Origin of the sequence: Yinghuangia sp. YIM S09857 (assembly GCF_051388915.1) — a bacterium.
Taxonomy (GTDB): domain Bacteria; phylum Actinomycetota; class Actinomycetes; order Streptomycetales; family Streptomycetaceae; genus Yinghuangia.
In genome coordinates this window covers 482089-506609 of the sequence record NZ_JBPKBH010000006.1, presented here as the reverse complement: position 1 = coordinate 506609, position 24521 = coordinate 482089, and the positions used below count along the sequence as shown (strand labels likewise).

General features: G+C 72.4%; 22 protein-coding genes. 8 read left to right on the top strand and 14 right to left on the bottom strand.

All coding sequences use genetic code 11. The features are described from left to right. Positions 1 to 906 precede the first annotated feature (906 nt). Complete coding sequence (locus ACRX5S_RS16160) at positions 907 to 1590, top strand: SDR family oxidoreductase (RefSeq protein ID WP_436773606.1); 684 nt, start codon at positions 907 to 909, stop codon at positions 1588 to 1590. Further along, positions 1587 to 2423, top strand: coding sequence for an SDR family NAD(P)-dependent oxidoreductase (locus ACRX5S_RS16155; RefSeq protein WP_436773605.1), 837 nt, complete (start codon positions 1587 to 1589; stop codon positions 2421 to 2423). The genes ACRX5S_RS16160 and ACRX5S_RS16155 overlap by 4 nt, the downstream gene beginning before the upstream one ends. Before the next feature lie 311 nt (positions 2424 to 2734). Here ACRX5S_RS16155 and ACRX5S_RS16150 read toward each other — a convergent pair whose 3' ends face one another. The 3 genes from ACRX5S_RS16150 to ACRX5S_RS16140 all read right to left on the bottom strand — a co-directional run bounded on the left by ACRX5S_RS16150 (position 2735) and on the right by ACRX5S_RS16140 (position 5882). Continuing rightward, complete coding sequence (locus ACRX5S_RS16150) at positions 2735 to 3811, bottom strand: phosphotransferase family protein (RefSeq protein WP_436773604.1); 1077 nt, start codon at positions 3809 to 3811, stop codon at positions 2735 to 2737. After that, entirely contained in the window at positions 3808 to 5175 is a 1368-nt protein-coding gene (locus tag ACRX5S_RS16145; protein WP_436773603.1) for an acyl-CoA dehydrogenase family protein, read from the bottom strand. The genes ACRX5S_RS16150 and ACRX5S_RS16145 overlap by 4 nt, the downstream gene beginning before the upstream one ends. A 248-nt stretch (positions 5176 to 5423) precedes the next feature. Further along, on the bottom strand, positions 5424 to 5882 hold the full coding sequence (locus ACRX5S_RS16140; protein ID WP_436773602.1) for a MarR family winged helix-turn-helix transcriptional regulator: 459 nt from the start codon (positions 5880 to 5882) through the stop codon (positions 5424 to 5426). Between the two features lie 144 nt (positions 5883 to 6026). Here ACRX5S_RS16140 and ACRX5S_RS16135 point away from each other — a divergent pair, with 144 nt between their 5' ends. Together ACRX5S_RS16135 and ACRX5S_RS16130 are read left to right on the top strand one after the other, a co-directional pair. Continuing rightward, the gene (locus ACRX5S_RS16135) at positions 6027 to 6668 is read left to right on the top strand and encodes a TetR/AcrR family transcriptional regulator (protein WP_436773601.1); all 642 of its coding nucleotides are present in this window, start codon (positions 6027 to 6029) and stop codon (positions 6666 to 6668) included. Between the two features lie 288 nt (positions 6669 to 6956). Beyond that, entirely contained in the window at positions 6957 to 7733 is a 777-nt protein-coding gene (locus tag ACRX5S_RS16130) for a hypothetical protein (protein ID WP_436773600.1), read from the top strand. A gap of 134 nt (positions 7734 to 7867) precedes the next feature. Here the strand turns inward: ACRX5S_RS16130 and ACRX5S_RS16125 are convergent, their stop codons facing one another. From ACRX5S_RS16125 to ACRX5S_RS16080, 10 genes are all read right to left on the bottom strand, one after another. Continuing rightward, positions 7868 to 9157: an ABC transporter substrate-binding protein gene (locus tag ACRX5S_RS16125; protein WP_436773599.1), complete on the bottom strand. Its 1290-nt coding sequence runs from the start codon at positions 9155 to 9157 to the stop codon at positions 7868 to 7870. Beyond that, on the bottom strand, positions 9154 to 10302 hold the full coding sequence (locus ACRX5S_RS16120; protein WP_436773653.1) for a branched-chain amino acid ABC transporter permease: 1149 nt from the start codon (positions 10300 to 10302) through the stop codon (positions 9154 to 9156). Before ACRX5S_RS16120 ends, ACRX5S_RS16125 begins: the two co-directional genes overlap by 4 nt. Before the next feature lie 67 nt (positions 10303 to 10369). Then, positions 10370 to 11260 (bottom strand): branched-chain amino acid ABC transporter permease, encoded by an 891-nt coding sequence (locus tag ACRX5S_RS16115; RefSeq protein WP_436773598.1) that lies wholly within the window; start codon positions 11258 to 11260, stop codon positions 10370 to 10372. Continuing rightward, on the bottom strand, positions 11257 to 12150 hold the full coding sequence (locus tag ACRX5S_RS16110; protein ID WP_436773597.1) for an ABC transporter ATP-binding protein: 894 nt from the start codon (positions 12148 to 12150) through the stop codon (positions 11257 to 11259). The genes ACRX5S_RS16115 and ACRX5S_RS16110 overlap by 4 nt, the downstream gene beginning before the upstream one ends. After that, positions 12147 to 13085: an ABC transporter ATP-binding protein gene (locus ACRX5S_RS16105; RefSeq protein WP_436773596.1), complete on the bottom strand. Its 939-nt coding sequence runs from the start codon at positions 13083 to 13085 to the stop codon at positions 12147 to 12149. The genes ACRX5S_RS16110 and ACRX5S_RS16105 overlap by 4 nt, the downstream gene beginning before the upstream one ends. 242 nt (positions 13086 to 13327) lie before the next feature. Then, on the bottom strand, positions 13328 to 14719 hold the full coding sequence (locus ACRX5S_RS16100) for a PucR family transcriptional regulator (protein WP_436773595.1): 1392 nt from the start codon (positions 14717 to 14719) through the stop codon (positions 13328 to 13330). Between the two features lie 217 nt (positions 14720 to 14936). Next, a complete protein-coding gene (locus tag ACRX5S_RS16095) occupies positions 14937 to 16475 on the bottom strand; it encodes a N,N-dimethylformamidase beta subunit family domain-containing protein (protein WP_436773594.1) in 1539 nt (512 codons plus the stop codon). 58 nt (positions 16476 to 16533) lie between these two features. Continuing rightward, on the bottom strand, positions 16534 to 18078 hold the full coding sequence (locus ACRX5S_RS16090; RefSeq protein WP_436773593.1) for an ABC transporter substrate-binding protein: 1545 nt from the start codon (positions 18076 to 18078) through the stop codon (positions 16534 to 16536). A gap of 151 nt (positions 18079 to 18229) precedes the next feature. Continuing rightward, a complete protein-coding gene (locus ACRX5S_RS16085; protein ID WP_436773592.1) occupies positions 18230 to 19192 on the bottom strand; it encodes a zinc-binding dehydrogenase in 963 nt (320 codons plus the stop codon). Positions 19193 to 19388: 196 nt separating this feature from the next. After that, a complete protein-coding gene (locus ACRX5S_RS16080; protein WP_436773591.1) occupies positions 19389 to 20582 on the bottom strand; it encodes an NAD(P)-dependent malic enzyme in 1194 nt (397 codons plus the stop codon). Between the two features lie 441 nt (positions 20583 to 21023). Between ACRX5S_RS16080 and ACRX5S_RS16075 the strand changes: the two genes are divergently transcribed. After that, positions 21024 to 21575 carry a CGNR zinc finger domain-containing protein gene (locus ACRX5S_RS16075; RefSeq protein WP_436773590.1) on the top strand — a complete coding sequence of 184 codons (552 nt, stop codon included), beginning with the start codon at positions 21024 to 21026 and terminating at the stop codon, positions 21573 to 21575. A 7-nt stretch (positions 21576 to 21582) separates the two neighbouring features. On the opposite strand, the gene sodX is transcribed toward ACRX5S_RS16075, so the two are convergent. After that, entirely contained in the window at positions 21583 to 21951 is a 369-nt protein-coding gene (sodX, locus tag ACRX5S_RS16070) for a nickel-type superoxide dismutase maturation protease (RefSeq protein ID WP_436773589.1), read from the bottom strand. A 164-nt stretch (positions 21952 to 22115) separates the two neighbouring features. Between sodX and sodN the strand changes: the two genes are divergently transcribed. The 3 genes from sodN (at position 22116) to ACRX5S_RS16055 (ending at position 24389) form a co-directional block, all read left to right on the top strand. Next, positions 22116 to 22517 (top strand): superoxide dismutase, Ni, encoded by a 402-nt coding sequence (sodN, locus tag ACRX5S_RS16065; RefSeq protein ID WP_436773588.1) that lies wholly within the window; start codon positions 22116 to 22118, stop codon positions 22515 to 22517. Positions 22518 to 23013: 496 nt separating this feature from the next. Further along, the gene (locus tag ACRX5S_RS16060) at positions 23014 to 23457 is read left to right on the top strand and encodes an anti-sigma regulatory factor (RefSeq protein WP_425528006.1); all 444 of its coding nucleotides are present in this window, start codon (positions 23014 to 23016) and stop codon (positions 23455 to 23457) included. Next, positions 23454 to 24389: an RNA polymerase sigma factor SigF gene (locus ACRX5S_RS16055; RefSeq protein ID WP_436773587.1), complete on the top strand. Its 936-nt coding sequence runs from the start codon at positions 23454 to 23456 to the stop codon at positions 24387 to 24389. Before ACRX5S_RS16060 ends, ACRX5S_RS16055 begins: the two co-directional genes overlap by 4 nt. Positions 24390 to 24521 lie beyond the last annotated feature (132 nt).

Sequence of the window (24521 nt, the reverse complement as noted above, 5' to 3'; positions counted from 1 at the left end):
CCCCCCCCCCCCCCCCCCCCCCCACCTGCGCGGGCAGTTCACTGCCGAGCCGCTCGGTCAACGCACCGTCGTCCGAGTCAAGTTCGTCGAGCAGTGCGACAAAAGCCGTGACATCCACCGTGGCCTCCCCCGCCCGTGCACCCGATCCTCCGCCGGGATGCCTCAAGGCTACGGACCGACACCGACAGCCGCCGGGCTCCCAACCTCCAATTTTTCCTCCCAAGGAACCCGAACGACCGAAACCGACCACCCCCACCCCCAAACGGCAACACCCCCAAACCAACCGAACAATTGCAACCGCGCGGAAGCCTCCGGCGAACTGCTCGCGCGCCGCCGACCGGGACGTCACCCAGGCGCGCCGGAGCGTCCCGCGAAGCGTTCTCGCGAGCGCGAGCGCAAGGGAGGAGGGGACGGGATCGCGACGAATGCCGCGCGAGTCACTCCGCAGCCCCTTCCCCCGCGCACGGTGCCCGCAACGCCTGGCGAAGGCACCCCCTGCACCGCACAGTGGCCGCGCTGGGGGATCGGGGGCTCGACCTCGACTGCACCGCGGCGCCCTGCGACGCACCCACCCCGGGAGCGTGCGGCAGCACGGCCGCGGAACCAACAGGTGCGGACAGTGGTGGGGATGGGGCACACCGCACACCGCTCACCCCTCACCGCTCACCGCACGGCGCCACGCGCGCACGAGACGCCCACGAGCGGGACACGGCCCGCGACCGCTCTCGATTGCCGCGGGGGCGTGGTGCGGGGTTTCTGACGGGGCGTCATGTTTGGGGGGTGGATGGGTTGTCATCGTCGGGTGAGCGAACTAGCGTCGCGGCGTCGGGGGCGGGGGCCTGAAACGGGGATTTTGTGCGGGTTGGCAGTGGGTGGGCGGGAGCCCACCGGAAAGGGGTGTACGGCGTGGCCGGAGAACCTGGAAGGCACGGTCCGCGCTCGGCGGTCGTGGTGGGCCCGTCGGACGTGGCGGCGGCGGTTGTCGAGGCGTTGCGGGCTGCCGGGGCGCAGGTGGCCGTCGCGGAGGCCGGCGGGGACCTCGCGGCGGCCGTACGCGATGCGGGTCTGGACCCGGCGGCGGGCGTGGATCTGGTCGTCCACGCGCCCTACACCCCCGGATCGGCGACGCCCGGTGCGGTGGTGGGGCTGTCGCCGCAGGAGTGGGACCGGCTGGCGGAGGAGCCGATCCGGCACGGTCTGGCCGCGATGCAGGGGGCGCACCCGCTGCTCACCCCGACCGGCGGAACGTTCGTGCTGGTCGCGCCGAGCGTGGCCATCGAGGGCGGTGCGGGCCTCGTACCGCTCGCCACTGCCGCGGAGTCGCTCCGGGCGCTGGGCAAGTCGGCTGCGCGGCGCTGGGCCCGTGACGGAGTCACCGTGCACCTGTTGGCGCCCACCGTCTTCGCGCTCGACGCGGAGGCCGAGGGGCTTCGCGGCACCGACGTCGACCGCAGCGAGTCCGCGCTCGGCGAGGACGCGATGTCGCCGCAGGCGGTCGCGGACGTCGTCCTGCTGCTGTGTGCGCCCGGCGCGCGGCATCTGACCGGTAGCACGTTCGCACTCGACGGTGGAGCTCTGATGGTGCCGTGACAGTCCCCGACAGCGGTTCTCGCAACGGATCCGGTACGTCCGACCGGGGCACGCCCGACACTTCGCTGCCCGGCTCGCTCACCGGCAAGACGGTCCTGGTGACCGGCGCCGCCGCGGGCGTGGGCCAGGGCATCGCCCTCGCACTCGGCGCGGCCGGGGCCTCGGTGGTCGTCACCGCACGGCGCAAGGAGGCCGCCGCCGAGGTGGCCGACACCATCACCGCGGCGGGCGGCACGGCCGCGGGCGTGGTGTGCGACGTGACCTCACCCGAGGCGGTGGAGGCCGCACTCGCCGAGTCCGTCGAGCTGTTCGGACGCCTGGACGCGGTGGTGCACAACGCCACGAGCCGCCGGTCGAGCGAGCCGGTGGACCTCGAACACGCGCCGGTCGACCTGTGGAACGAGCACGCCGCGGTGGCCTCGGTCGCGTCGTACACGCTGGCGCGCGCTGCGCACCCGTATCTGAAGGCGACGGCGGGCTCGTACCTGCTGCTGACGTCTCCCGCGGGCATGCAGGGCAGCGCGAACCTGTCGTTCTACGCGGCGGCCAAGGGCGCGCAGCGCGGCTTCATCAAGTCGCTGGCGCGCGAGTGGGGTCCGGACAAGATCCGGGTGAACGGCCTTGCCCCGCTCGCGGTAACGCCCGCGCTCGACAACGCGATGCGGCTGGACCCGACGATGGAACCGCGCGTGACGGCGCTCATCCCGATGGGGTGGATCGGCGACACCGAGACCGACATCGGTCCGTGCGCGGTGTTCCTGTGCTCCGCGGCGTCGCGCTACGTCACCGGGCAGACCCTCGTGGTCTCCGGTGGGCGCATGACCGCGCTGTAGGGATAGCGAACTCCCGGTTGGGTTTTGCTTCGCACTGCGATATCACCACAACTCGGGCATATGACCCGAGGGTTGTCCTTGGAAAGGTAAAATCCCTCGGGATTTGTGATCGAGCAGTGGAGTATCGCGTCTCGTTGCGTACAGGATGCTTAGCGTCCCGTCATGGTCGTACGGGACACGGGGCAGGCCCGGCCGGGGCGGGCCTGCCCCCTCCTTCGTGCTGCCTGCACCCCGCCCGACGCACGTCTGCCACGCCACTTGGTGGCCCGGTCAGCCGCCGACCGTGAGCCGCGGTCAGCCGTCCACCGCCGTCAGCCGTCCACCGCCTCGGCGATCTCCGCGAGCGACGTGACCAGGCCGACCGTACGCCGCACCCGCTCCGGCTCCGGCGACTTCGCCCGGGCCAGCGCCCCCGCGCAGATGACAGCGAGCTTCACGACGGCGAAGCGCTCGTAGTACGCCAGGTCCGGCACCGGCCGTCCGACGCCCTCGGTGTACGCCTCCACCAGTTCCCCGCGGTCCGGCAGCGCCGCGTTCGCGTCCGGCAGATGCCCGCCGCGGTACGCGTTCAGCAGCCGCCCCGCCGGGCCCCAGTACGCGAGCAACTGCCCCAGGTCGGCCGCCGCGTCGCCGACCGTGGACAGCTCCCAGTCGAGCACCGCGCGGACCTCGGCGGAGTCGTCCGCGCGGTACATCACGTTGCCGAGGTTGTAGTCGCCGTGCACGATCCCGAGCGCGGACGACTCCGGCACCTCGGCGGCCAGTCGCCGCAACAGCCCGTCCAGCGCGGGCACGTCGTCGAACCCGATCCGGTCCCACTGCCCCCGCCAGCGCCGCAGCTGCCGGTGCAGATACGGCTCGGGCCGGATCATCGCGCCGAGCCCCACACCCTCCGGATCCACCCGGTGCAACGTGGCGAGCACGCGCACGAGGTTCAGGCCCGCCTCGCGCGCGACCGGCGCCGGCAGCGCGGCGACCTCGGCGGCGCTGGTGTGGAAGACCCCGTCCAGGCGTTCCATCAGATAGAAGGGGGCGCCGAGGACCGCCGGGTCCTCGCAGAGTGCGACCATCGCCGCGACCGGAACGCCGGAACCGGCGAGCGCGGCCTGCACCCGGTACTCGCGCGCCATGTCGTGCGCCGTCGGAAGCGCGCCGCGCGCGGGCGGGCGCCGCAGCACCCAGTCGCGGCCGTTCCCGCTGACCCGGTAGGTGAGGTTGGACGCGCCGCCGCTGAGCTGAGTGACCGTCAGGACGGCGTCGGCGTCGGCCAGTCCGGCCTTCGCGACCCAGTCGGTGAGGCGCCGCGGCGGGACGGGGCCGTCGTCGTGGAGAGAATCACGCGCCGCGTTCGGGTCCTGCGGCTCACCCGTCCGACCGGCCCCGCTCACGCCGCGCCGCCCGCGCCGCCCGGCTGCGAACCCGACCCCGACGCCGACACCGACTGCGGCCGCGACTGCGACGCCGGGATGTCGAGCCACTCGGCAAACCGGCGCTCCGCCTCCGCGCGGCGCGTCGGGATGTGCTCGCTGGGCCAGCCGTCGACCGCTTCGTACCGGCGCAGGATCATCTTGGCGATCTGCTGGATGTGCACCTCGTCCGCGCCGTCCGAGAGCCGGAAGTTGCGGGCGAGCCGGTACATCTCCTCCAGCGGCAGGTCGGTCGAGTAGCCGAGCGCGCCGTGCACCTGGATCGCGCGGTCCACGACGTCGTGCAGGATCTGCGCACCCCAGTACTTGACCTCGGAGACCGCCTGGCGCGCCGCCTTGGGCCCCTCGTTGTCCCAGGTCCACGCCGCCTTGAGGGTGAGCAGCCGGAAAGCCTCGATCTCGATGCTCGACCGCGTCACCATCTGCTGGATCAGTTGTTGGTCCGCCAGCCGCTTTCCGTGCGAGGTACGTGACACCGCGCGCTCGCACAGCATGTCGAACGCCCGCCGGCACTGCCCGATCCAGCGCATCGCGTGGTGGATGCGCCCGCCGTTCAGCCGCTTCTGCGCGAGCACGAACGCGTCGCCGGGGTCGCCGATCATGTGGTCGGCCGGCACCCGGCAGCCGGTGAACCGGATCTCGGCGTGGCCGCCGAGGTTGCGGGTGGCCTCGCCGTCGTAGGGGTGGTGCATGGTGTGCACGTCGCGCACGATCTCCATGCCGGGCGTACCGCGCTCGACGACGAACATCGAGGCGCGGCGGTGCCGTTCGGCGTCCGGGTCGGTGACGGCGAAGACCAGGACGAAGTCCGCGCGGGACGCGTTGGAAGCGAACCACTTGTGGCCGTCGATGACGTACGCGTCCCCGTCCCGCACCGCGCGCGTCTTGATGCCGGTCGGGTCCGACCCCGCCGTGTGCGGTTCGGTGAGCGAGAAGCAGCTCGTGAGCTTCCCGTCGAGCAGCGGCCACAGCCAGCGCTGCTTCTGCTCCTCATCGGCACCCACGGCGAGGAGTTCGCTGTTGCCGGAGTCGGGCGCCTGGTTGCCGAAGATGTTCGGCGCCGAGCCGGTACGGCCCAGCACCTCGTGCATGAGGGCCAGTCGGACCTGCCCGAAGCCCTGGCCGCCGAGTTCGGGGTCGAGGTGCGCGGCCCACAGGCCGCGGTCCTTGACGCGCTGCTTGAGCGGGTCGGTGACGGCCCGCCAGTTGGCCGGGCTCATGCGGTGCCGGACGAGGTCGAGGGGCTCGATCTCGTCCACGACCATGGCGCGGATCCAGTCGAGTTCGCGAGCGAACTCCGGGTCGGTGCTGAAATCCCAGGCCACGGCTGTCTCCCCGGAGCGGTAGGCGGACCCGGCCGACCCCGGCGGCGTCCCGGCGCACCCGACGAGACCGGGGTGGCCGGGGAGAGCCCGGGGGCGACCCATGACCCGGGGAACGTAACCCGACTACTTAACCATGTCAATTAGTTCACGGTCCGACTCCCCGGCCGATCACGCCGGAGGCCACAGGGACCTCGGGACCGGTCACCTCGAAGCACCCCCGTCCTCGGCGGCGACCCCGACACCGCCGACTACTCCGCTCGCCGCACCCCGCGCAAGTCGGCCACCAGCCGCTGCATCTGCGCCGCGAGCCCGCCCAGTTCCTCCGCCGTCCAGCCCTTGAGCTGCTCGGCCAACAGCGTGTCGTTGGCCGCCGCGAAGCTCTCGTACGCCGCCCGCCCCTCGGCGGTGGCCTCCACGAGCGAGACCCGGCCGTCCTCGGCGTCGCCGATGCGCACGATGTGGCCGCCCTCCTCCAGGATCCGGATCTGCCGGCTGAGCGCCGCCGGCTGGATGTCGGCCAGCTCGGCCAGCTCGGTCGGCCGGACCGGGCCGTGGTCGATCACGCGGTGCAGGATCCCGATCGCGACCAGATTGAGCGCGACGCCCGAACGGGCCGCGTGCAGCGCGTCGAGCTGCCTGCTGTTGACGAACCGCTTCAGCGAATTGATGGCCTCGTTGATCGCACGGCGGCTCTCGGCATCGGTCATGGCGGGCAGCCTAGGCCGTCGGGCGGCGGCGCGGGCACGCGCCGGGCGCGTGCCGGGGTGCACCTCTCGTGCGCCGGCCGGACCGCCGCGGCGCCGCCCGAGGCGCGGGACAGCGCCCCTCGGCCGCGTGATAGACACATGCACGTGTCCGATGCCTCCGCTTCCGACTCCCCGCCTGTGCCCGTACGCCGGGGAGGCCGCCGGTCCGGGCGCAAGCGCGAGGACGTGCTCGCGCACGCATGCGTCGTGATCGGCGAACGCGGCGCGGACGCCACGCGGTTCGCGGACGTGTCGGAGGTGTCCGGCGTCCCGGTCTCCACCCTTCAGTACTACTTCGGCAGCCGCGAGGACCTGCTGCTGGCGGCGTTCCGGTACGCCGCGAAGCGCGACCTGGAGGGCGTGCGCGCCGCCGTCGCGGATCTGGACGACCCTTGGGAGCGCATGCAGAAGGCCTGCGCGTTCGTGGTCGGCTTCGCCGACGAGGCGGCCCCGTACGGCTGGCAGCTCTGGGCCGAGGCCTGGCGCTGGGCGCAGCGCGACGCCGAGTGGCGGGACGAGGTGCTGGCGGACAACGCGAAGTGGCGTGCGCTGCTTGCCGAGACGGTCGCCGCCGGGGTATCGGCCGGACGCTTCCGCGCGGATGCGGACCCGGAGCGGGTGGCGCGCCAGGCCCTCGCGGTGGTCGACGGGATGGGGCTGCCGATCGTCCTGGAGGATCCGGACGTACCGCCGGACACGGCCCGCGAACTCCTCGCCGACGTACTCGCGCGCCTGCTCCTGCCCTGACCGCGAACGCCCGCGACGGCACGGCGGGGGTCCGGGGGCGCGCAACGGTGGTGGGCATCAGGCGGCACACCACCCCCGCACCGCCCGAGGTGAAGCAGCCGACGTCGAAGCCGCCACCACAGCCCTCACCGCAGCCCCCTCCTCCACGGCCCCGCCCACCCGGGCCACCGCACCACCGCCACGGATCACGATCCTGATGCCCTGTCAGGTCACGTCGGAGTGACACGTTCGAGCCAATCCGTCCGGTGTGCCTGTCTCGGGGCGCCCGGCTCCCCGAGACTGATCACCGTGCATGTCGAGGTGGTGACCGACCCGGGGTCGGACTCCGGCGATCCGGGCGACGCGGACCGGGAGGACCCGCGCGTGTGCGAGGTGCCGCGCGACGACGCGGCGCTGCCGCCGGACTTGCCTGCGCACCGGGAGACCCGGGTACGGCGCCGCGACCGGGTGTTCGCCCTGGCCACGCCCGAGGCCGCGGTGGTCACCACGACCGCGCCGACGCACCGAAGCCCGGTCGAGGGCTGCGGGCACGGCACCGGCTGGTACATCCGGCGGCTGGGCGCCCACCTGCTGACCCGACTCGTCGACCGGCCCGAACGCCCGGTCACCGACTGCCTGTCCGACGCCATCGCGGAGACCGCGGCGCTGCACGGCGGGCGCTGCGACCTCGCGCTGCACGGCACGCCGACCGCGTCGGTGGTGGCCGTACGCCTGACCGACGGCCGCCTGGACCACCTCGTCCTCGGCCCCGGCACCGTCCTGATCCGCCGCGACACGACGATCCGCGCGGTCAGCGATCCCGGCGGTGCGCGGCACGCCGCGGGGGCGCGTCCCTCGGCCGCCGCCGGTGCCACGTGGGGCAGTTCGCCGTGCCGCGGGGTGCACACGCTGGTGCTGCTCAACGGCGGCGCGGTGGAGTCGCTGCCGCCCGCGCTGTGGCCCGACACCGTACGGCTGCTGGAGGACGTCGGCGCGCACGGCCTGCTCGCCCACATCCGCTCCACCGAGCTGCGGACCTCGGCGCCGCACCGGCCGGTGGGCGTCGTCCACCTGCGTCCGGCCTGACACCCGCCCCCGACCGGTGTCCCCCGAAAACGCAACTGTGGGCCGAACCCCGGGGGGTTCGGCCCACAGTCACGGTGACCCCACGACGCCGCAACGCCGCGTCAACAGTGCGTCAGCCGCGCGTCGGCAGTGCCTCAGCCCGACTTCGGCAGGGTGTACGTCTTCGCCTCGGGCGCCTCGAAGGCCTGCTCGACCGTGGCCAGACCGCTGGCCTTGGTCTTGTCGACCTTGAGGATGTACGTCATGTACGACGGCGGCTTGTCCGCCGACGAGAAGTCCAGCTTCGCGCCGTAGCCGAGGTCGAGGTTGGTGTTCTTGCGGTGCGCGGCCACGACGCCCGCAGGCGTCAGGTCCCCGGCCGCGCAGGCGCCCTTCAGCGCCTCACCGAAGATGGCGGCCGTGGAGAAGCCGGACAGCACGCCCTGGTCGATCGGCTGCCCCGGGTACTCCGCCGTGTAGTCGGCGACCAGCTTGGTGAGCATCGGCATGTCGGAGTTGATCGACGGCACCGGGCTCGTCACCACAAGGCGCTGCTCCATGGCCCCGGCGACCGCCGGGATGGCGAGCAGCTGCGGGTGGAAGCCGACCGAGTGCGCGAGCACCGGCACCTTGAGGCCCGCGGCCTCGGAGGTCGCCATGATCGGGCCGACCTGGCGCGGGCTGGCGCTGACGATGATCGCCTTGACCCCGGACGACTTGAGCGCGGTGATCGCCGCGGTCATGTCGGAGTCGGTCGGCTTGATCTTCTGCTCGACCAGCGACAGCCCGGCGGCCTGGGCGGCGTGCTTGGCGCCCGCGAAGCTGTTGGCCCCGAACTCGTCGTCGGCGTAGATGTGGCCGACCTTGTCGCCGGAGGCGAGGTTGGCGCTCTTCTTGAGGTACGAGACGCCGTTGATGATCTCGATGTCGTACGTCGTCGCGGTGACCTGGATGGTCTTCTTGCCCAGCAGCGTCGACGGCCACGCCTGCGGCAGCGTCAGGAGGCCCTCGCGGTCGATGTCGTCCTGGAGCTGGGTGACGATGGCCGAGCCGATGAGCTGGGATATGCCGACCACGTTGCCGGACAGCTCGGTGTACTGGGTCCGCGCCTTCTGCGGGTCGTAGGCGTGGTCCTTGACCTCCAGCTTGACCTGCCGGCCGCAGATGCCGCCCTGCGCGTTGACCTGCTTGTAGTAGAGCGCCTCGGCGTTCGTGACGCTCTTGCCCAGCGGCGCGAACGGGCCGCTCATGTCGGTGAGCTCGCCGATCTTGATCTCCGAGGCCGTGACCCCTGCGCCGGTCTTGACCTGCCCCGACGAACCGGACGCACCCGCAGGGGGGTTGCTCGTGTCGTCGTCATCGTCCTTGCTGCTGCACGCGGTTGCGGTCAACGCCAGGATGGCGAGGACCGCTGCCGCGGTTCTGGTGCCCTTGCGTGACTTCACGAGACTGCTCCTTGGGGCTCCTGGGAACGGGAACGGAACCGGGACCATGAACGGGCCGGGACACGCGCTGAGGGTTTCGGTGCTCGCGGGCGCCGCCTCGTCAACCCGGCCAGGCCGCCGGGAGCGAAGAGCAGCACCAGCACGATCGCCGCGCCGTAGAGGTATCGCGCCGCCTCCGTGGGGCCGACGCCGTCGCCGCCGGACGCCACCACCAGGGGCAGCGACTCGGCGTAGTGCGCGAAGAGCTGGGGCAGGACGGTCACGAAGACCGCGCCCACGACCGCGCCGGCGACCGACCCGAGCCCGCCGATGACGATCATCGCGAGGTAGTCGATCGACAGGGCGAGCCCGAAGTACTCCGGGATCACGCGGCCGAAGATGAGGGCGAGCAGGACGCCGGCGAGACCGGCGTACATCGACGACACCACGAACGCCATCGATCGGTAGCGAGCCACCGGCACGCCCATGACCGCGGCGGCGATCTCGCTGTCGCGGACCGCGCCCAGGGCCCGCCCGGGACGGCCGCGCAGCAGGTTGCGGGCCAGCAGGATGCCGATGACCAGCAGCACCAGGGCGAGGTACCAGAGGCGTTCGTACGCGCCGAACTCGACGCCCAGGAACTCCCAGTTGTCGGGGTCGCGGTCGGTGAGGGTGAAGCCGAAGAACTCCATCGGCTCGGCCGCCCGGCCGTTGTAGCCGCCGGTGACGCTGTGCGCGTTGATCATGACGTGCTCGCCGATGAAGACCAGCGCGAGCGTCGCGATGCCGAGGTACATGCCGCGCAGCCGCCCGGAGATCGGGCTGAAGATGCCGCCCACCACCCCGGCGAGCAGCACCGCGAGCACGAGCGCGACGGTGGGCGGCAGGCCGAGTCCGTTGATGTCGTGCGTGCCGCTGCGGCCGGACTCGCCGGAGAAGTACATGTAGCCGTACGCCCCGACCGCGAGGAAGAAGGCGTGCCCGAGCGAGAGTTGCCCGGTGGTCCCGGACAGGATGTTGAGCCCGATCGCGCCGAGCGCCGCGGCCATCGCGAACAGGCCGGTCAGCAGCCAGAAGTCGGTGAGGTAATAGGGCATCGCGGCCATGACCACCAGCACCGCGGCGATCGCGAGGTACCGCAGGAAGACCCTGGTCGGCAGGCGCATCACCGGTCGCAGCCTGGTGTCGGGCTTCGGACCGGGGGGCTCGGCGGTCGGATCCGCCGTTCGCAGGTCAGACACGGCTGAGTTCCTTCGACCCGAGCAGCCCGGTGGGCCGCCACAGCAGGATGAGGATCATGACGATGTACGGCGCTACGCCCGAGAAGCCGCCTCCGAGCGCGTCCAGGTCGCTCTGGTAGCCGGCCGCGAGGGCCTCGCTCAGCCCGATCAGCATGGCGCCGATGAGCGCGCCGAGTGCCGAGTCCATGCCTCCGAGCACCGCGGCGGGGAACGCTTTGAGCGCCACCAGTCCGGTCGTGCGGTCGAGACCCGGGGTCGGCGACGCGGTCAGGAAGACCGCGGCGACGGCCGCCAGCGCACCGGCGATGCACCAGGCGATGAACTGCACGCGCTTCATGCGCACACCCATGAGCGCCGCCGCCTCGCGGTCCTCGGACGCCGCGCGCATCGACAGGCCCCACGAGGTGAACCGGAAGGCCGCGAAGAAGAACCCGATCAGTACGACCGCGGTGATGATGGCCGCGATCCGGGCCTTGGCCACCGTCGCGTCGCCGATCGTCACCGCGTCGCCGCCCCAGGGGTCGCCGAGCGAGAGCTTGTCGGACCCGATGCGGCGCACCAGTTCGGTGGTCAGCAGGATGTCGATGCCGATCGTGAGGATCGTCAGCACATGCAGCTCGACCTTGCCGAGCCCCCTGATGAACAGCACTTCGATCAGGCCGGCTCCCGCCGCGGTCACGGCCACGCCGACCAGCACCGCGAGGGCGAACCCGAGGTCCTCGTGCAGCTTGGCGATGACATAGCCGCCGAGCAGCAGCAGCGACGCGTGCGCGAAGTTCATCACCCCGGAGGCTTTGAAGATCACCACAAAGCCCAGGGCGATGAGGGCGTACACCGATCCGAGAGCGAGCCCGTTGAGGGCGATCTCGGAGAGCTTGGTCATTGCCGCTCCTCGTTCTCTCGCTGTGCCTGTACAGGTGGTGCGGGCGCGAGGGGGTCGGGGACCTCGTCCTCGTTGCCGGTGCCGAGGTACGCCCGGATCACGGCCGGGTCCTGGCGGATCTGCTCGGGCGGACCGCTCGCGATCCGGCGGCCGAAGTCGAGCACGGTCACCTCGTCGGCGAGCCGCATGATCAGCCCCATGTCGTGCTCGACGATCACGATCGAGATGCCGAGGCTGTCGCGAACCGCGGCGATGGCCTCGGCGGTGCGCACGCGCTCCCCGCCGTTCATCCCCGCCACCGGCTCGTCGAGCAGCAGCACCTTGGGCTCCATGCACAGCGCGCGGGCCATCTCGACGCGCTTGCGCACGCCGTACGGCAGCAGCATGACCGGCGCGTCGAAGACCGCGCCGAGGTCCAGGAACTCGGCTATCTCCCGGGCCCGTTCGCGGTGCCGGCGCTGCTCGCGCACGGCCCCGGGCAGGTGCAGCGCGGTAGCCGCGAAGCCGGAGCGGGTCAGCACGTGTCGGCCGAGCATGAGGTTGTCGGCGACGGTGCCCTGGGTGAGCACGATGTTCTGGAACGTGCGGGCCATGCCGAGCCGGGCGATCCGGTCCGGGCGCAGGCCGGTCAGCTCGTGGTCGCCGAGGTGCACGGTGCCGCGGTCGGCGCGGTAGACGCCGGACAGCACGTTGAAGCACGTCGACTTGCCGGCCCCGTTCGGGCCGATCACCGCGTGGATGCTGCCGGGCGCCACCGTGAAACTGACCGCGTCGAGGGCCACCAGGCCCGCGAAACGGACCGTCACGGCACGGACGTTCAGCTCCGGGACCGCTTCGTCGACGGCCGCCGCGTCCTCGTGGACCGCGGCGGAACCCTTGGACGTCGTCATCCGCGCCACCTCCGCAGGGGTGCGCGCGAAGCCGCGGCCGGGACCGCGGCGGCGGTCTCGGCGCTCTCACCGGCGGCACCGGGTCCGGCACCGCCGGTCGAGGGGGCCCCGGCGTGGTCGGTCTCGCCGAGGTACAGCCTGCGCACCTCGTCGGTCGCCGCGAGTTGCTTGGCCGCGCCGCTCAGGCGCACCTTGCCGACGTCCAACACGTAGGCGGTGTCGGCGAGATCGAGGGCGACGGCGGCGTTCTGCTCGACCAGCAGGACCGCCGTGCCCTGCCGGGCGATGTCCCGGACCACGTTCGCGATGCGGCCGACCATCTGCGGGGCCAGGCCCAGCGAGGGTTCGTCGAGGAGGAGCAGCTTGGGACCGGCCATGAGGGCGCGTCCGATCGCGAGCATCTGCTGCTCGCCGCCGGACAGCAGCCCGGCCTGCTGGCTCTCGCGCTCCGCCAGCACCGGGAAGAGTTCGAGGACGCGTTCGCGCGCCTCGCGGGCCCGCGCGGACCTGCGCCCGCCGGTGCCGAGCAGTCCGGCCTGGAGGTTCTCGGCGACCGACAGTCCCGCGAAAACCCTTCTGCCCTCGGGGACTTGCACGATCCCGGCACGCACGGCGGCGGCGGAGTCCTTGCCCCGCAGGGTGAGCCCGCGGTAGGAGATCGAGCCCCCCTCGATCGCTCCCGAATGCAGGAAGAGTGTTCCCGATATCGCCCGCAGCAAGGTGCTCTTGCCGGCGCCGTTCGCGCCGAGCACGGTGACGATGCCGCTCGCGGGCACCTCGACGCTCACGCCGCGCAGCGCCTGCACAGAACGCCCGTACGCGACGTGCAGCCGGTCGACGACCAGCGCGCCTTCCTGCGGAGATCCCTGGGCCGCGCCGCGCGTCCCGGGCGCGGGGTTCGTCCCCTGCGGAGGATCCTGCTCCGCCCGTGCCATCCTGCCTCCTTCCTCGGACTTGTCCCTCAGTGCCTTGAAGTGACCGACACCACAACACGTGGCGGCGGGCAAGGTCCATACACACAAGGCAGAACAGGGCACCGGACCAACCGCGCCGCCACCGCCTTGTGCAGGCGCACAGCACGAACGGGCGACCGAGGCCGAACCTTGTGAGTGCCCACAATCCGACTCCTTCCGCACGGTCCGGCAACGGTCCCCGTCAACGCCGTTGACCGGCGGGTTCACGGACCGGCGATGCGGTACGCGTCCAACGCCAGGCCCAGTTCGACGAGATCGCGCGGCAGGCCCAGGTCCCGGCCGGTCAACTGCTCCAGGCGCCGCAGCCGGTTGAGCACCGTGTTGCGGTGGCAGAACAGCCGGGCGCCCGCGCGGGCCGCCGAACCGCCCGCGTCGAACCACGCCGCGAGGGTGCCGAGCAGCAGGTCGCGGTCGACCGGGTCGAGCGCGAACACGGCGCCGAAGGTGCGGGACGCGAGAACCCCGGAAAGGTCCGACTGGCAGGCCACCATGGCGGCCGGAAGCCGCTCGTCCAGGCGCGCGATCTCGCCGTCGGCCGCGCAGGTGCGCAGCGCTATTTCGGCCATGCGGCGGGCCCGCCCCAGCTCCGCCAGCCCTTCCACGACGAGGCCGATGCCGGCGCGTGAACTCCCGGGCGGGCGCAGCGTTTTCGCGAGTCCGGCGAGCACCTTGTCGTCGGCCGCGTCCTTGAACAGCAGGGCGACCGCGAACTCCGCGTCCGCGCGCGACCGCCACAGCAGATGCGCCCCGTCGGCGCCGGACGGGCGCGGTCCGTCGTGCTGCCCGGTGCCCGGACGCGCGTGCCGCAGCATCACCACGGCGTAGCGGCCGTCCTCGGGGAGGTCGAGGACGGCGGAGGCCGCGTCCACGTCCGAGGGCTCGGCGTGGCCGTCGAGCAGGGCGTCCAGCAACGCGCGCGTGCGCTCGTGGTGGTGGCTGGTCAGCTCGTTGGCGACGCTGCGGTACGCGTCGGAGACCGCGGTGGAATGGTTGTCGACCACGGTCCACACGGCGGTCGCGGCGTGCACCAGCTCGTGCACGTCCTGCGGTTCGCGCTCGATGGTGGTCTCCACGAGCGCCTGCCACACGATGACCCCGCCTATGCGGTACGCGTGCAGCAGCGCGTCCAGCGGCAGGCCCTGCTCGGCGCGCCGTCGGCCGTGCCGCCAGGTGTGCGGGCTCGGTTTGCCCTCGCCGTGCGGTGCGGCCAGCGCGAGCAGCGCGCTGCGCAGCGACTCGTGGCAGCCCTGCCACACGTCGTCCTGCGGCACCACGCCTTCGCGGTACGAGGCCTCGTGCTCGTACAGCGCGGCGGCCAACCGGTCGGTGAGCTGCGGCAGCCGCTCCAGCAGCGCCCGGGCGCCGCGCCGCAGCAGGCGGGTGTGCGGCCCCTCCTCGCCCGGCCGCGGCCACGGCTCGTCGGGCACGCCCAGACGCGCGCCCGCCACGAACACCGCCCCCGGCGCCGGGGGATCGGACAGGCGCGGATCGAACGCGGCCGCGTCGGCCGGTTCCGCGGTGGGCACCGGCGGTTCGGCCGCGTCTTCTGTCTCGTGCGCGTGGTCTGTGCTTCCGGAGGGTCGCGCAACGTGCATCGTGCCTCCACCGATCGTGGACGGGACGCCGTGCAGGGAGCAGCGCCCTTAGCCTGCCATCGGGAGGCACCGGCATGGAGGTGTTGATGATGTAACGATTCGGCCGACGCCCGGACTGGACGACTCCGGATCGAGTGCTTCCCGGCCCCGTTCGGCGGTGATTCCGTGCGTGCCCCACACGATCCGCCGGGTGCCCGGGAAGAGCCTCCCGAAGGGGTCAGCGGGCCAGGAACCGGCGGAAGAGATTCTCCGTCGCGCGGCTCGCACGCGAGTCCAGAAAACGCGGGTCGCCGAGAGCCTGCGGCCACCGGAACGTGCCCGCGGTGAACACCAGGCCGCCCGCCGGATTACTGTGCAGCACGCTCTGCTGGGTCTCTGAACTCCCCCGCGACGTCGTGTATTTCGACTCGGCGACAAACACCGACTCGCCGCGCGGACCCGGCGTCCCGCCGAACCTGCGGTCGGCCTCGCCCCACACCAATCCGGGCAGCGCGTCGCCGTCGCGCAGGCCGGTCCCCTCCCAGAACCAGTGGCCTGATTCGCGCACCACGAGGGGGTGCGCGCCCTTCACGACGCTGACGTACTGGACCCCCAGCAGCTCCTGCTCGGGGCGCCGCAGGTCGCGCCAGCGGACGGTCGGCCCGGGGGCGTCGCGGTCGGACCGCGAGTTCGCATTCTTGTGACAGCGCACAAGCCGCTCGGGGGCGCCCGAGGCCGACGCGTGCACGCGAACGTGCCAGTAGATGTTGTTCGCGGTCAGGAAGGCGAGCCCGACTCCCGCCTCCACGGCCGTCTCCAGGACGTCCCGCATCTCCTGCGACCAGTACTCGTCGTGCCCCGGGAAGACCAGCGCCTTGTAACGGGTGGGGTCTATGCGGCCCGCGTGCAGGTCGAGGCTCGTCGCGTAGGCCATGTCGTAGCCGCGCTCCTCCGCCCAGCGGATGAACCCGTGGTCCAGGTCGAAGAGTTGCGGCAGCCCGGCACCCGCGTAGGGCCGGTCGAAGGAGACGATCCGCGCCCGCAGCTTCGCCTTGGGCTTCCGTGTCGCGGGGTCCTGGCCGTAGTAGAGGCTCCGGCCGGTCCTGCCGTCCACCGGGTACTCGTTGTACGCCTGGTAGGTCGTCGCGGGCAGGACGACCAGGAAGTCGGCCGCGCGGTCCGGCTCGGTGACGGTGAACTGCACGTGGTTGCGGAACCCGGCGGCATTGGTGAGCACCGCGACGTACGCGCCGCCGGTCCACTCGGGCGGCACGGCCGTCTCCCACGCGACGTCCCAGTCGCACACCACCGTGCCGGTGCGCTTGTCCAACCGGGCCGGCTCCTGACGGCGGCCCGGCACGCCGTCGGCCCGGGTCATCAGCCGCCCGCCGGCACCGCCGTAGTGGCCCAGCCGGTAGACCTCGACCGAGAACGGCTGGTCGCGGTCGACCGTGACCTTCAGCCGCAACCTGCCGCCCGCCGGGACGCCCGCCTCGGTCGCGAACCCCTTGATCTGCCCGGCGGCGTCGCCCGCGGTCTTGCCCCCGAGCTGCCAACCGGCGCTGCCCGCATGGGAGTTCTCCGCCTCGATGAGGCCCGGCCGGGCGGGGAGGGTGAGGCCGGGACCGGAGGGGGCGGCGGTCGGACCGACCGGGTCGCCGTCCGCGCGCTCGGCACCGCGCCCGAGCAGCACGAACCCGCCGCCGACCGCCGCCGCACCGAAAAGCAGGCGGCGCCGGGCGAGTTGACGGGCGGGCGGAACGTCCTGGCCAGACATGATCAGAAGATATCCCGGCGGCACGGCTGCCACCGGCGTGCGACACCCCGGTCGGCGGTCAGGAACGCCGGTGCAGCCCGGCGAGTTCGAGTCTGCCGAGCGCCATCTGCTTCTCGTCGATCGACTCCACCGAACGCGCCTGCCCGGTCAGGAAACGCGGGTACACCGGCGGCACCATGACCGCGTCGCGCACCAGGATCTCGTTCGCGAGCGCGCACAGCTTCGCGCGGCGCGTCGCCTCGCCGACCGACCACGCCTCGGCGAGCAGCCGGTCGATCTCCGGGTTGCGGTAGCCGGTGTTGTCCGGGTGGTCGGACGCGGCCGGGGCGAGCACGTCGTAAGCGGTGCGGCCGACCGCGTACGCGGGCCTGCGCAGCGACATGGCGAGGTCGAACTCCCCTGCGCCGCGCCGCCGCCGCCACACGTCGGGGGGGACCTCCTCGACCTTCGCGCGCAGCCCGAACTGCCCCCACTGCTTGGCCATGGTCTCGGCGGGCTTGAGCAGCGCGTCGCCCACGCGCAGCAGCACGGTGAAGTCCACCGGGCCCGTGCCGCCCGACTCACCAAGCAGCACGCGTACCCGGTCCGCGTCCACGGCCTCCGGATAGGGCGTGTACGTCGGGTCCCAGCCCTCGGTCGCCGGGCCGATCGGGCCCTGCCCCAGCACCGCGAACGCCTTGAAGTCCTGGTCGCGCACCAGCTTGCGGGGGGTCGCCGCGGCGAGCGCGCGGCGTACCGCGATGTCGTCGAACGGCGCACGGCGCATGTTGAAGGCGGTCACCAGGTCGAGCGGCGCCGACACCGCGTGCGCCTGCATGTCCTTCAGCTTTTGCAGCGGCTTGAGTTGGTCGGCGGCCAGGCGCGGGTCGATGCCGACGCGCTGGGCCTTCAGCTCGGCGATGCGGGCCGCGGGGGTCGCGGCGACGCGGAACTCCAGGGCGTCCAACGGCGCCTTGGGACCGCGGTAGCGGGCGTTGCGGACCAGGCGTACGGACCGCCCGGGGGTGACCGCCTCGGCCTGGAACGGCCCGGTGCCGACGAGCGTCTGCGGTTCGGCGAGCGAAGACTCGTGCGGGATCGGCAGGCAGGCGAGGAACTGGCGGAGGATGCCGTACGGGCGCGGCAGCTCTATGCGTACGGTCGCCGGGTCGACCGCGGTGGCGGCCGTGATGCGCCCGGCCAGATAGGGCGCCCACTCCGCGGCCGTCTCGCGCGCGGACACGCGGCGCAGGCACGCGGCGACGCTCTCGGCCGTGAAGGGCGCGCCGTTCGCGTACACGACGCCTTGCCGCAGGCGGACGGTCCACACCAGGCCGTCCGGCGAGATCTGCGGGTCGGCGGCCGCGAGCACCGGTTCGAGGGTGGTGTCCTCGCGGTAGCGGTACAGGGGTTCGACGACCGCGTCGGCGATCCAGCGCGCCTCCTCCGAGACGCCCTGGGCCGGGTTGAGCAGCGCGGGGTACTCGGGCAGCGCGACCACGAGGGTGCCGCCGGACCGCAGTTTGGGTGCGTCGCTGCCGCAGCCGGTCAGCGTGCCGCCCGCCGCGACCGCGAGGCCGGTGCCCGCCCCGAGGGCCAGGAAGCGGCGTCGGCCCAGTTCCATCCAGAGTCCTTCCGTACTGCCCGCCCGCCGCCGGGTCGGACCCGGGCGGGCGGGTCCGCCGACGACAGGGTAAGCGCACCTGGTGCTGCCGCCGCGCTCGGACGCCGCCCTCGGACGCGCCCGGACACACTTCGAGCACGCTCGGACGCGTTCAGACAGTGAAGACGATCTTGCCGAACTGCTCGCCGTCCGCCATGCGGGCGAAACCCTCGCGCGCCCGGTCGAGCGGCAGCACGGTGTCGATCACGGGCCGCACGCCGGAGTTGGCGCAGAGGCCGAGCAGCCCGGCCAGTTCGTCCTTGTCGCCCATGGTCGAGCCGACGACGCGCATCTCCTGGAAGAAGATCCGGGTCAGCTCGCCGCGGGACGGGTCGGAGCCACTGGTGGCGCCCGAGATGACCAGGCTGCCGCCGGCCTTGAGGCTGCGCACGGAATGGCTCCAGGTGGCCGCGCCGACGGTCTCCATCACCGCGTCCACGCGCTCCGGCAGGCGCTCGCCGGACGCGAACGCGCGGTCCGCGCCCAGGGCCACGGCCCGTTCGCCCTTGGCGGCGTCGCGGCTGGTGACCCACATCCGGTAGCCGGCCGCCCTGCCCAGCACCACCAGCGCGGTGGCGACGCCGCCGCCCGCGCCCTGCACCAGGACGGTGCCGCCGGGCCGCACACCGGAGTTGGTGAACAGCATGCGGTACGCGGTGAGCCAGGCCGTCGGCAGGCAGCTCGCCTCCTCGAAGGACAGCTCCTTCGGCTTGGGCAGCAGGTTCCAGCGCGGCACGGCGACCTTCTGCGCGAAGGTGCCGTCGTACTTCTCGGTCAGGATCGAGCGCGGCTCGTCGGTGCCCAGGCCGCCGATCACCGAGTGGACGACGACCTCGTTGCCGTCCTCGTCGACACCGGCGGCGTCGCAGCCCAGCACCATCGGGAGCTGCTTGTCCGTGATGCCGACGCCCTTGAGGGTCCACAGGTCGTGGTGGTTGAGCGAGGCGGCCTTGACGGTGACGGTCGTCCAGCCGGGCGGCAGCGCCGACTCGGTGCCGGGCTCGGGGCGCTCCCCGAGTTCCAGACCGGACAGCGGGTCGTCGGGGCTGATGCGTACGGCGCTCACGGCGAACATGGCTGCGACCCTATCGAGACGAGGTGTGGGGCGTGGGGCGGGGCAGGGCGTGGATGTGGGGCGGGGCGCGGCGCGGGGGCGGCCCCGGGCCCGGGCGCCGAGGCTTTGGGCCATGCCCGTTGCGTCGCCTGGACCGCCAGGAGCGGGGGACGTACTGCCACCCGCGCGGTGCGGGGGCGGGCGTACGGGCGGAGCGTCAGATGCGCGCGACGCCGTCACGGCGCGCGGCCTCGGCGACCGCGAGGGTCACCGCGGGCGCGACGCGCTCGTCGAACGGGCTCGGGATCACCTTGTCGGCGGAGAGCTCGTCGGCGACGACGGCCGCGAGGGCTTCGGCCGCGGCGACCTTCATGCCCTCGGTGACGCGTGTCGCACGGACCGACAGCGCGCCGGCGAAGACACCCGGGAAGGCCAGGACGTTGTTGATCTGGTTCGGGTAGTCGCTGCGCCCGGTCGCCACGACCGCGGCGTACTTGCGCGCGACCTCCGGCATGATCTCCGGGTCCGGGTTGGCCATCGCGAAGATGAGGGCGTTCGGCGCCATGGTCGCCACGACCTCCTCGGGGACCTTGCCGGCCGAGACGCCGAGGAACACGTCGGCGCCCTGCATCGCGACCTCGATGCCGCCCTTGAGCTTGGCCTTGTTGGTCAGCTCGGCGATCAGGCGCTTGATCGGCGTCAGGTCGTCGCGGCCCTCGTGCACGATGCCGCGCGAGTCGACCACCTGGATGTCGCCGATGCCGGCCTCGATGAGGATCTTGGCGATCGCGATGCCGGCCGCGCCCGCGCCGGAGATGACCGCGCGCAGGTCCTTCAGCTCGCGGCCGGTGACGGTGGCGGCGTTGCGCAGCGCGGCGAGCGCGACGATCGCGGTGCCGTGCTGGTCGTCGTGGAAGACCGGGATGTCCAGGCGCTCCTGGAGGCGGCGCTCCACCTCGAAGCAGCGCGGCGCGGAGATGTCCTCCAGGTTGATGCCGCCGAACGACGGGGCGAGGCGCACGACCGTCTCGACGATGTCGTCCACGTCGGTGCAGTCGAGCGCGATCGGGACCGCGTCCACACCGCCGAACTGCTTGAAGAGCAGTGCCTTGCCCTCCATGACCGGGAGCGACGCCTTCGGGCCGATGTCGCCCAGGCCCAGGACGGCGGTGCCGTCGGTGACGACCGCGACGGTGTTCGAGACCCAGGTGTAGTCGTTCACCAGATCGGGGTTCTCGGCGATCGCGGTGCACACGCGGGCGACGCCCGGGGTGTACGCAAGGGACAGGTCGTCCTTGTCGCGGACCGGAACGGTCGAGCGGATCTCCAGTTTGCCGCCCCGGTGCAGGGCGAATGCCGGATCGACGTCGTCCGGTGTGGTGCTCTCGGTCGGGATGATCTCCGCTGCCACAGTGACCCCTTTGTCAACGCAGTGAGTAAGTGGTGCAGCTCCACAAGCGACGTACACCACGACCAGGGGTAGACGCCCGGGGGTGGTCGTACATCGAGCACGGCTGGATGCTGCCTGCCTCGCCGAGACCGGCGCTGCTGTCCGCGCACGCAATCCGACGAGGGTACGGGGGTCACCCGTGACACAAGCTTTCCACAACCCCCGAGCGGCGGTACGCCGGGGCGATGGCGCTGCCCTGAAGGCGGGATTGGCCGTGGGTGCACGCGCACCGCCCTGGCCGCCAAAGGTACTGCCACGGACAGTAGGGTGGGTGTAACCGCCGCCACACCCGGCGCCGCGAAAATCCGCGTTTGCGCGGGTCCCCGCGGGCCCGGGGCACGGGCGGCCCCCCGACCAGCTGTCCGCCTACCGGGCGGACCCCCTGCCGGAAGGCGCACCGCCGTGGAACTCGCCGCGTACGCCGACTACGCGGTCCGGCTGGTCAACACCGAGGCGCCCGGCCGGGGCACCGACGACCTGCGGACCACAGCGGACATCGCGATGCTGTTGGACGCCGTGGGGCGGGCGCCCTCGCGCGTGACGGAGTCGGACGTACCGCGGCTGCGGTCGGTCCGGGCTCGTCTGCGGGCGGTGTTCGCCGACGCGGCCGCCGGGCGGCACGAGGACGCGGTCGCGACGCTCAACGGGCTACTGGCCGAATACCCCGTGCACCCGCGCGTGACGGGGCACGACGGGAAGCCGTGGCACATTCACCTCGCCGACGACCAGTCGGGCGCGGCCGAGTCGTTCGCGGCGGTGGCGGGCATGGGGCTCGCGGTGCGGATGACGTCGCTCGGGGTGGACCGCCTTGGGGTGTGCGAGGCGCCGCCGTGCCGCAACGTGTTCGTGGACGCCTCGGCCAACCGGTCGCGGCGCTACTGCTCGGACCGCTGCTCGACGCGCGCGAACGTGGCGCAGTTCCGGGCCCGCCGCAAGGCGCGCGCCGCGGACTGACGCCGCGTCATGACTCGAACGGGTTGTCGCTGCCGATCCTGCGCAGCCACGGCCACGTCTTGCGGCGTACCGCGATGGCCCGGGCCATCACCAACTCGTCGGGCACCGGCCCGAAATCCCGGCTGTCGGTACTGCGGTGTGGATTGTCGCCGAGCAGCCACCAGCCGCCGTGGCGGCGTTCGCGAACGCGCTTGACCATGGCGGCCTCGGGGCGGTCGGGACGTACCGCCAGGACGACGTCACCCGGTCGGACGCGCGCGCCGTGGCGCACCAACACGCGGTCCCCGTCGGCGAGATTGGGCAGCATCGACCCGCCGCTCACGTTGACCGTGCCCCAGGGAAACCGATGCCTGGCCGCCCGTGCGATGTCCGCCATGTGCTTCTCCGTACCGGTTCGCCGTGCTCCGCCCCGGGACGCCCCGGGACACCGATCATCCGAGTTCATCCGAACACGCCCTCCCGGCAACCGGGGTGGCCGGGAAAACCGGCCCCTCCGGGAGTAGGGTCCCCCGTGGGAAGACGATCACAGAAAGGACTCTCATGTTCTCTCGTCTGTTCGCGCGTACGGTGAACGCCGAGGCGCACTGCGACCTCCCCTGCGGTGTCTACGACCCGGCGCAGGCCCGTATCGAGGCCGAGTCGGTCAAGGCCATCCAGGAGAAGTACCAGGGGAACGAGGACCCGGCGTTCCGCGCTCGGGCGATCGAGATCAAGGAGCAGCGCTCCGAGCTCGTCAAGCACCACCTGTCGGTGCTGTGGAGCGACTACTTCAAGGCTCCGCACTTCGAGAAGTACCCCAACCTGCACACGCTGTTCAACGACGCCATCAAGGCGGCGGGCGCGGGCGGCACCAAGGGTTCCAACGACCCCGCCACCGGGCAGCAGCTGCTGGACCTGATCGCCCAGATCGACTCGATCTTCTGGGAGACCAAGAAGGCCTGACGCACCGTCGGACTTCCGGCGGCCTCCGGCGCGGCGCGCTTGCGCGCGGTGCGCCGTGGGGCCGACGACGACCGCACCCGGCTCCCGCGACCGCGCTTTCGCGCCGTCGCCGAGGGCCGGGTGCGGCCGTGTTTCGCGGCTCTCGCGAGGCCGACCAACGCGTGGGAATCCCTCTATCGAGTCAACACGCTTGACATGGACAGCCCTTGACTGGTTTCTCTCGTGTGGGGGGCTTTCGCCCGTTCGCGCCATCCACCGTGCAGGCTCCCGAGAACCAGGTACACTGTGTACTCGCCAAATCACATGCGGTGACGTACTGTCGTACGCGTGGCCGGTGCGACGATGGGCCTGCGGGGTCGAGACGGGACGCCAGCGGAGAGCACGACCGAGCTCCCTGGAAGAGTGGTGGCGGAGACGGGTCGGGGGTCCGCGCGGTAGCGTCAACGGGGTCCCCGTCATCGGTCGTGGTCACAGCCGTGGCCACCTACGCAGCACCTTGGAGGTGAGGGTGTCCCAGCGATCCGCACACACGGCGGACGAAGCCGGCGCCGGCCAGCAGGACTTCGTCGAGGTCCGGTTGCCCGCCGCGGGGGCGTACCTCTCGGTTCTTCGTACCGCGACGGCCGGCCTTGCCGCGCGTCTCGACTTCACCCTGGACGAGATCGAGGATCTCCGTATCGCCGTGGACGAGGCGTGCGCGATGCTCCTCGGCCAGGCGGTGCCGGGAAGCGTGCTGTCCTGCGTCTTCCATCTCGTCGGCGACGCCCTCCAGATCACGGTGTCCGCACCGACCACCGACGGCCACACCCCCGCGCGCGACACCTTCGCGTGGACCGTGCTGTCCGCCCTCGCGGGCGAGGTCGACGCGACCGTGGACGAGAACGACGTCGTGAGCATCAGCCTCCACAAGAAGCGCGGTGGCGGGCCGGGGGCGCCGTGAGCACCGAGCACGCGAGTGACCGCCGGGGCGAGGACCCCCCGGAGGACGGGCCCCGGGAGGCCGAGGACATGGTCAGCGACACGAGCGTGACGGCGGACGAGACCGCCACCCCGCACGAGGACACTCCCGAGGCCACGGTGCCCGGTCGGCGCCGCCAGGCCGGATCGAGCCACTCGCACCACGATCGGGAGCTCGCGAAGGGCATGTTCGCCCAGTTGGCGAAGCTGCCCGCGGACGACCCCGACCGGCGGCTGATCCGCGACCGGCTGGTCGAGATGCACCTGCCACTGGTCGAGCACCTGGCCCGGCGCTTCCGCAACCGCGGCGAGCCGCTCGACGACCTGGTGCAGGTCGCCACCATCGGCCTGATCAAGTCGGTGGACCGGTTCGACCCGGACCGGGGCGTGGAGTTCTCCACCTACGCGACGCCGACCATCGTCGGCGAGATCAAGCGGCACTTCCGCGACAAGGGCTGGGCGGTCCGGGTGCCGCGCCGCCTCCAGGAGCTGCGGCTCGCCCTGACCGCCGCGACCGCCGAGCTGTCGCAGCGCAACGGGCGCTCGCCGACCGTCGGCGAACTGGCGGTGCAGCTCGGCATCTCCGAGGAAGAGGTGCTGGAGGGCCTGGAGTCGGCGAACGCGTACAGCACGCTGTCGCTCGACGTCCCCGACACCGACGACGAGTCGCCGGCGGTCGCGGACACGCTCGGGTCGGAGGACGAGGCACTCGAAGGCGTGGAGTACCGCGAGTCGCTGAAACCGCTGCTCGAACAGCTTCCGCCGCGCGAGAAGCGCATCCTGCTGCTCCGGTTCTTCGGGAACATGACGCAGTCGCAGATCGCGCAGGAGGTCGGCATCTCGCAGATGCACGTCTCCCGGCTGCTGGCGCGCACGCTGGCGCAGTTGCGCGAGCGCCTGCTCGTCGAGGAGTAGGCGGGCGGGGAGCTTCGGCGCGGGCGGAGCGCGGCGCGCACACCATCCACAATGCGAAGGGCCCGGAGGGGACTGCTCCTCCGGGCCCTTCGCATTGCCTGGCGACCCTCGCGGGTCGTGTCGTGCCGCCGC

Bases quoted from the DNA above. Each gene is read 5' to 3' on its own strand.
- ACRX5S_RS16100 (WP_436773595.1), bottom strand. From the start codon at position 14,719: ATGCACGTTGCGCGACCCTCCGGAAGCACAGACCACGCGCACGAGACA.
- ACRX5S_RS16105 (WP_436773596.1), bottom strand. From the start codon at position 13,085: ATGGCACGGGCGGAGCAGGATCCTCCGCAGGGGACGAACCCCGCGCCC.
- ACRX5S_RS16110 (WP_436773597.1), bottom strand. From the start codon at position 12,150: ATGACGACGTCCAAGGGTTCCGCCGCGGTCCACGAGGACGCGGCGGCC.
- ACRX5S_RS16120 (WP_436773653.1), bottom strand. From the start codon at position 10,302: ATGCGCCTGCCGACCAGGGTCTTCCTGCGGTACCTCGCGATCGCCGCG.
- ACRX5S_RS16115 (WP_436773598.1), bottom strand. From the start codon at position 11,260: ATGACCAAGCTCTCCGAGATCGCCCTCAACGGGCTCGCTCTCGGATCG.
- sodN (WP_436773588.1), top strand. From the start codon at position 22,116: ATGTTCTCTCGTCTGTTCGCGCGTACGGTGAACGCCGAGGCGCACTGC.
- ACRX5S_RS16095 (WP_436773594.1), bottom strand. From the start codon at position 16,475: ATGTCTGGCCAGGACGTTCCGCCCGCCCGTCAACTCGCCCGGCGCCGC.
- ACRX5S_RS16140 (WP_436773602.1), bottom strand. From the start codon at position 5,882: ATGACCGATGCCGAGAGCCGCCGTGCGATCAACGAGGCCATCAATTCG.
- ACRX5S_RS16090 (WP_436773593.1), bottom strand. From the start codon at position 18,078: ATGGAACTGGGCCGACGCCGCTTCCTGGCCCTCGGGGCGGGCACCGGC.
- sodX (WP_436773589.1), bottom strand. From the start codon at position 21,951: ATGGCGGACATCGCACGGGCGGCCAGGCATCGGTTTCCCTGGGGCACG.
- ACRX5S_RS16085 (WP_436773592.1), bottom strand. From the start codon at position 19,192: ATGTTCGCCGTGAGCGCCGTACGCATCAGCCCCGACGACCCGCTGTCC.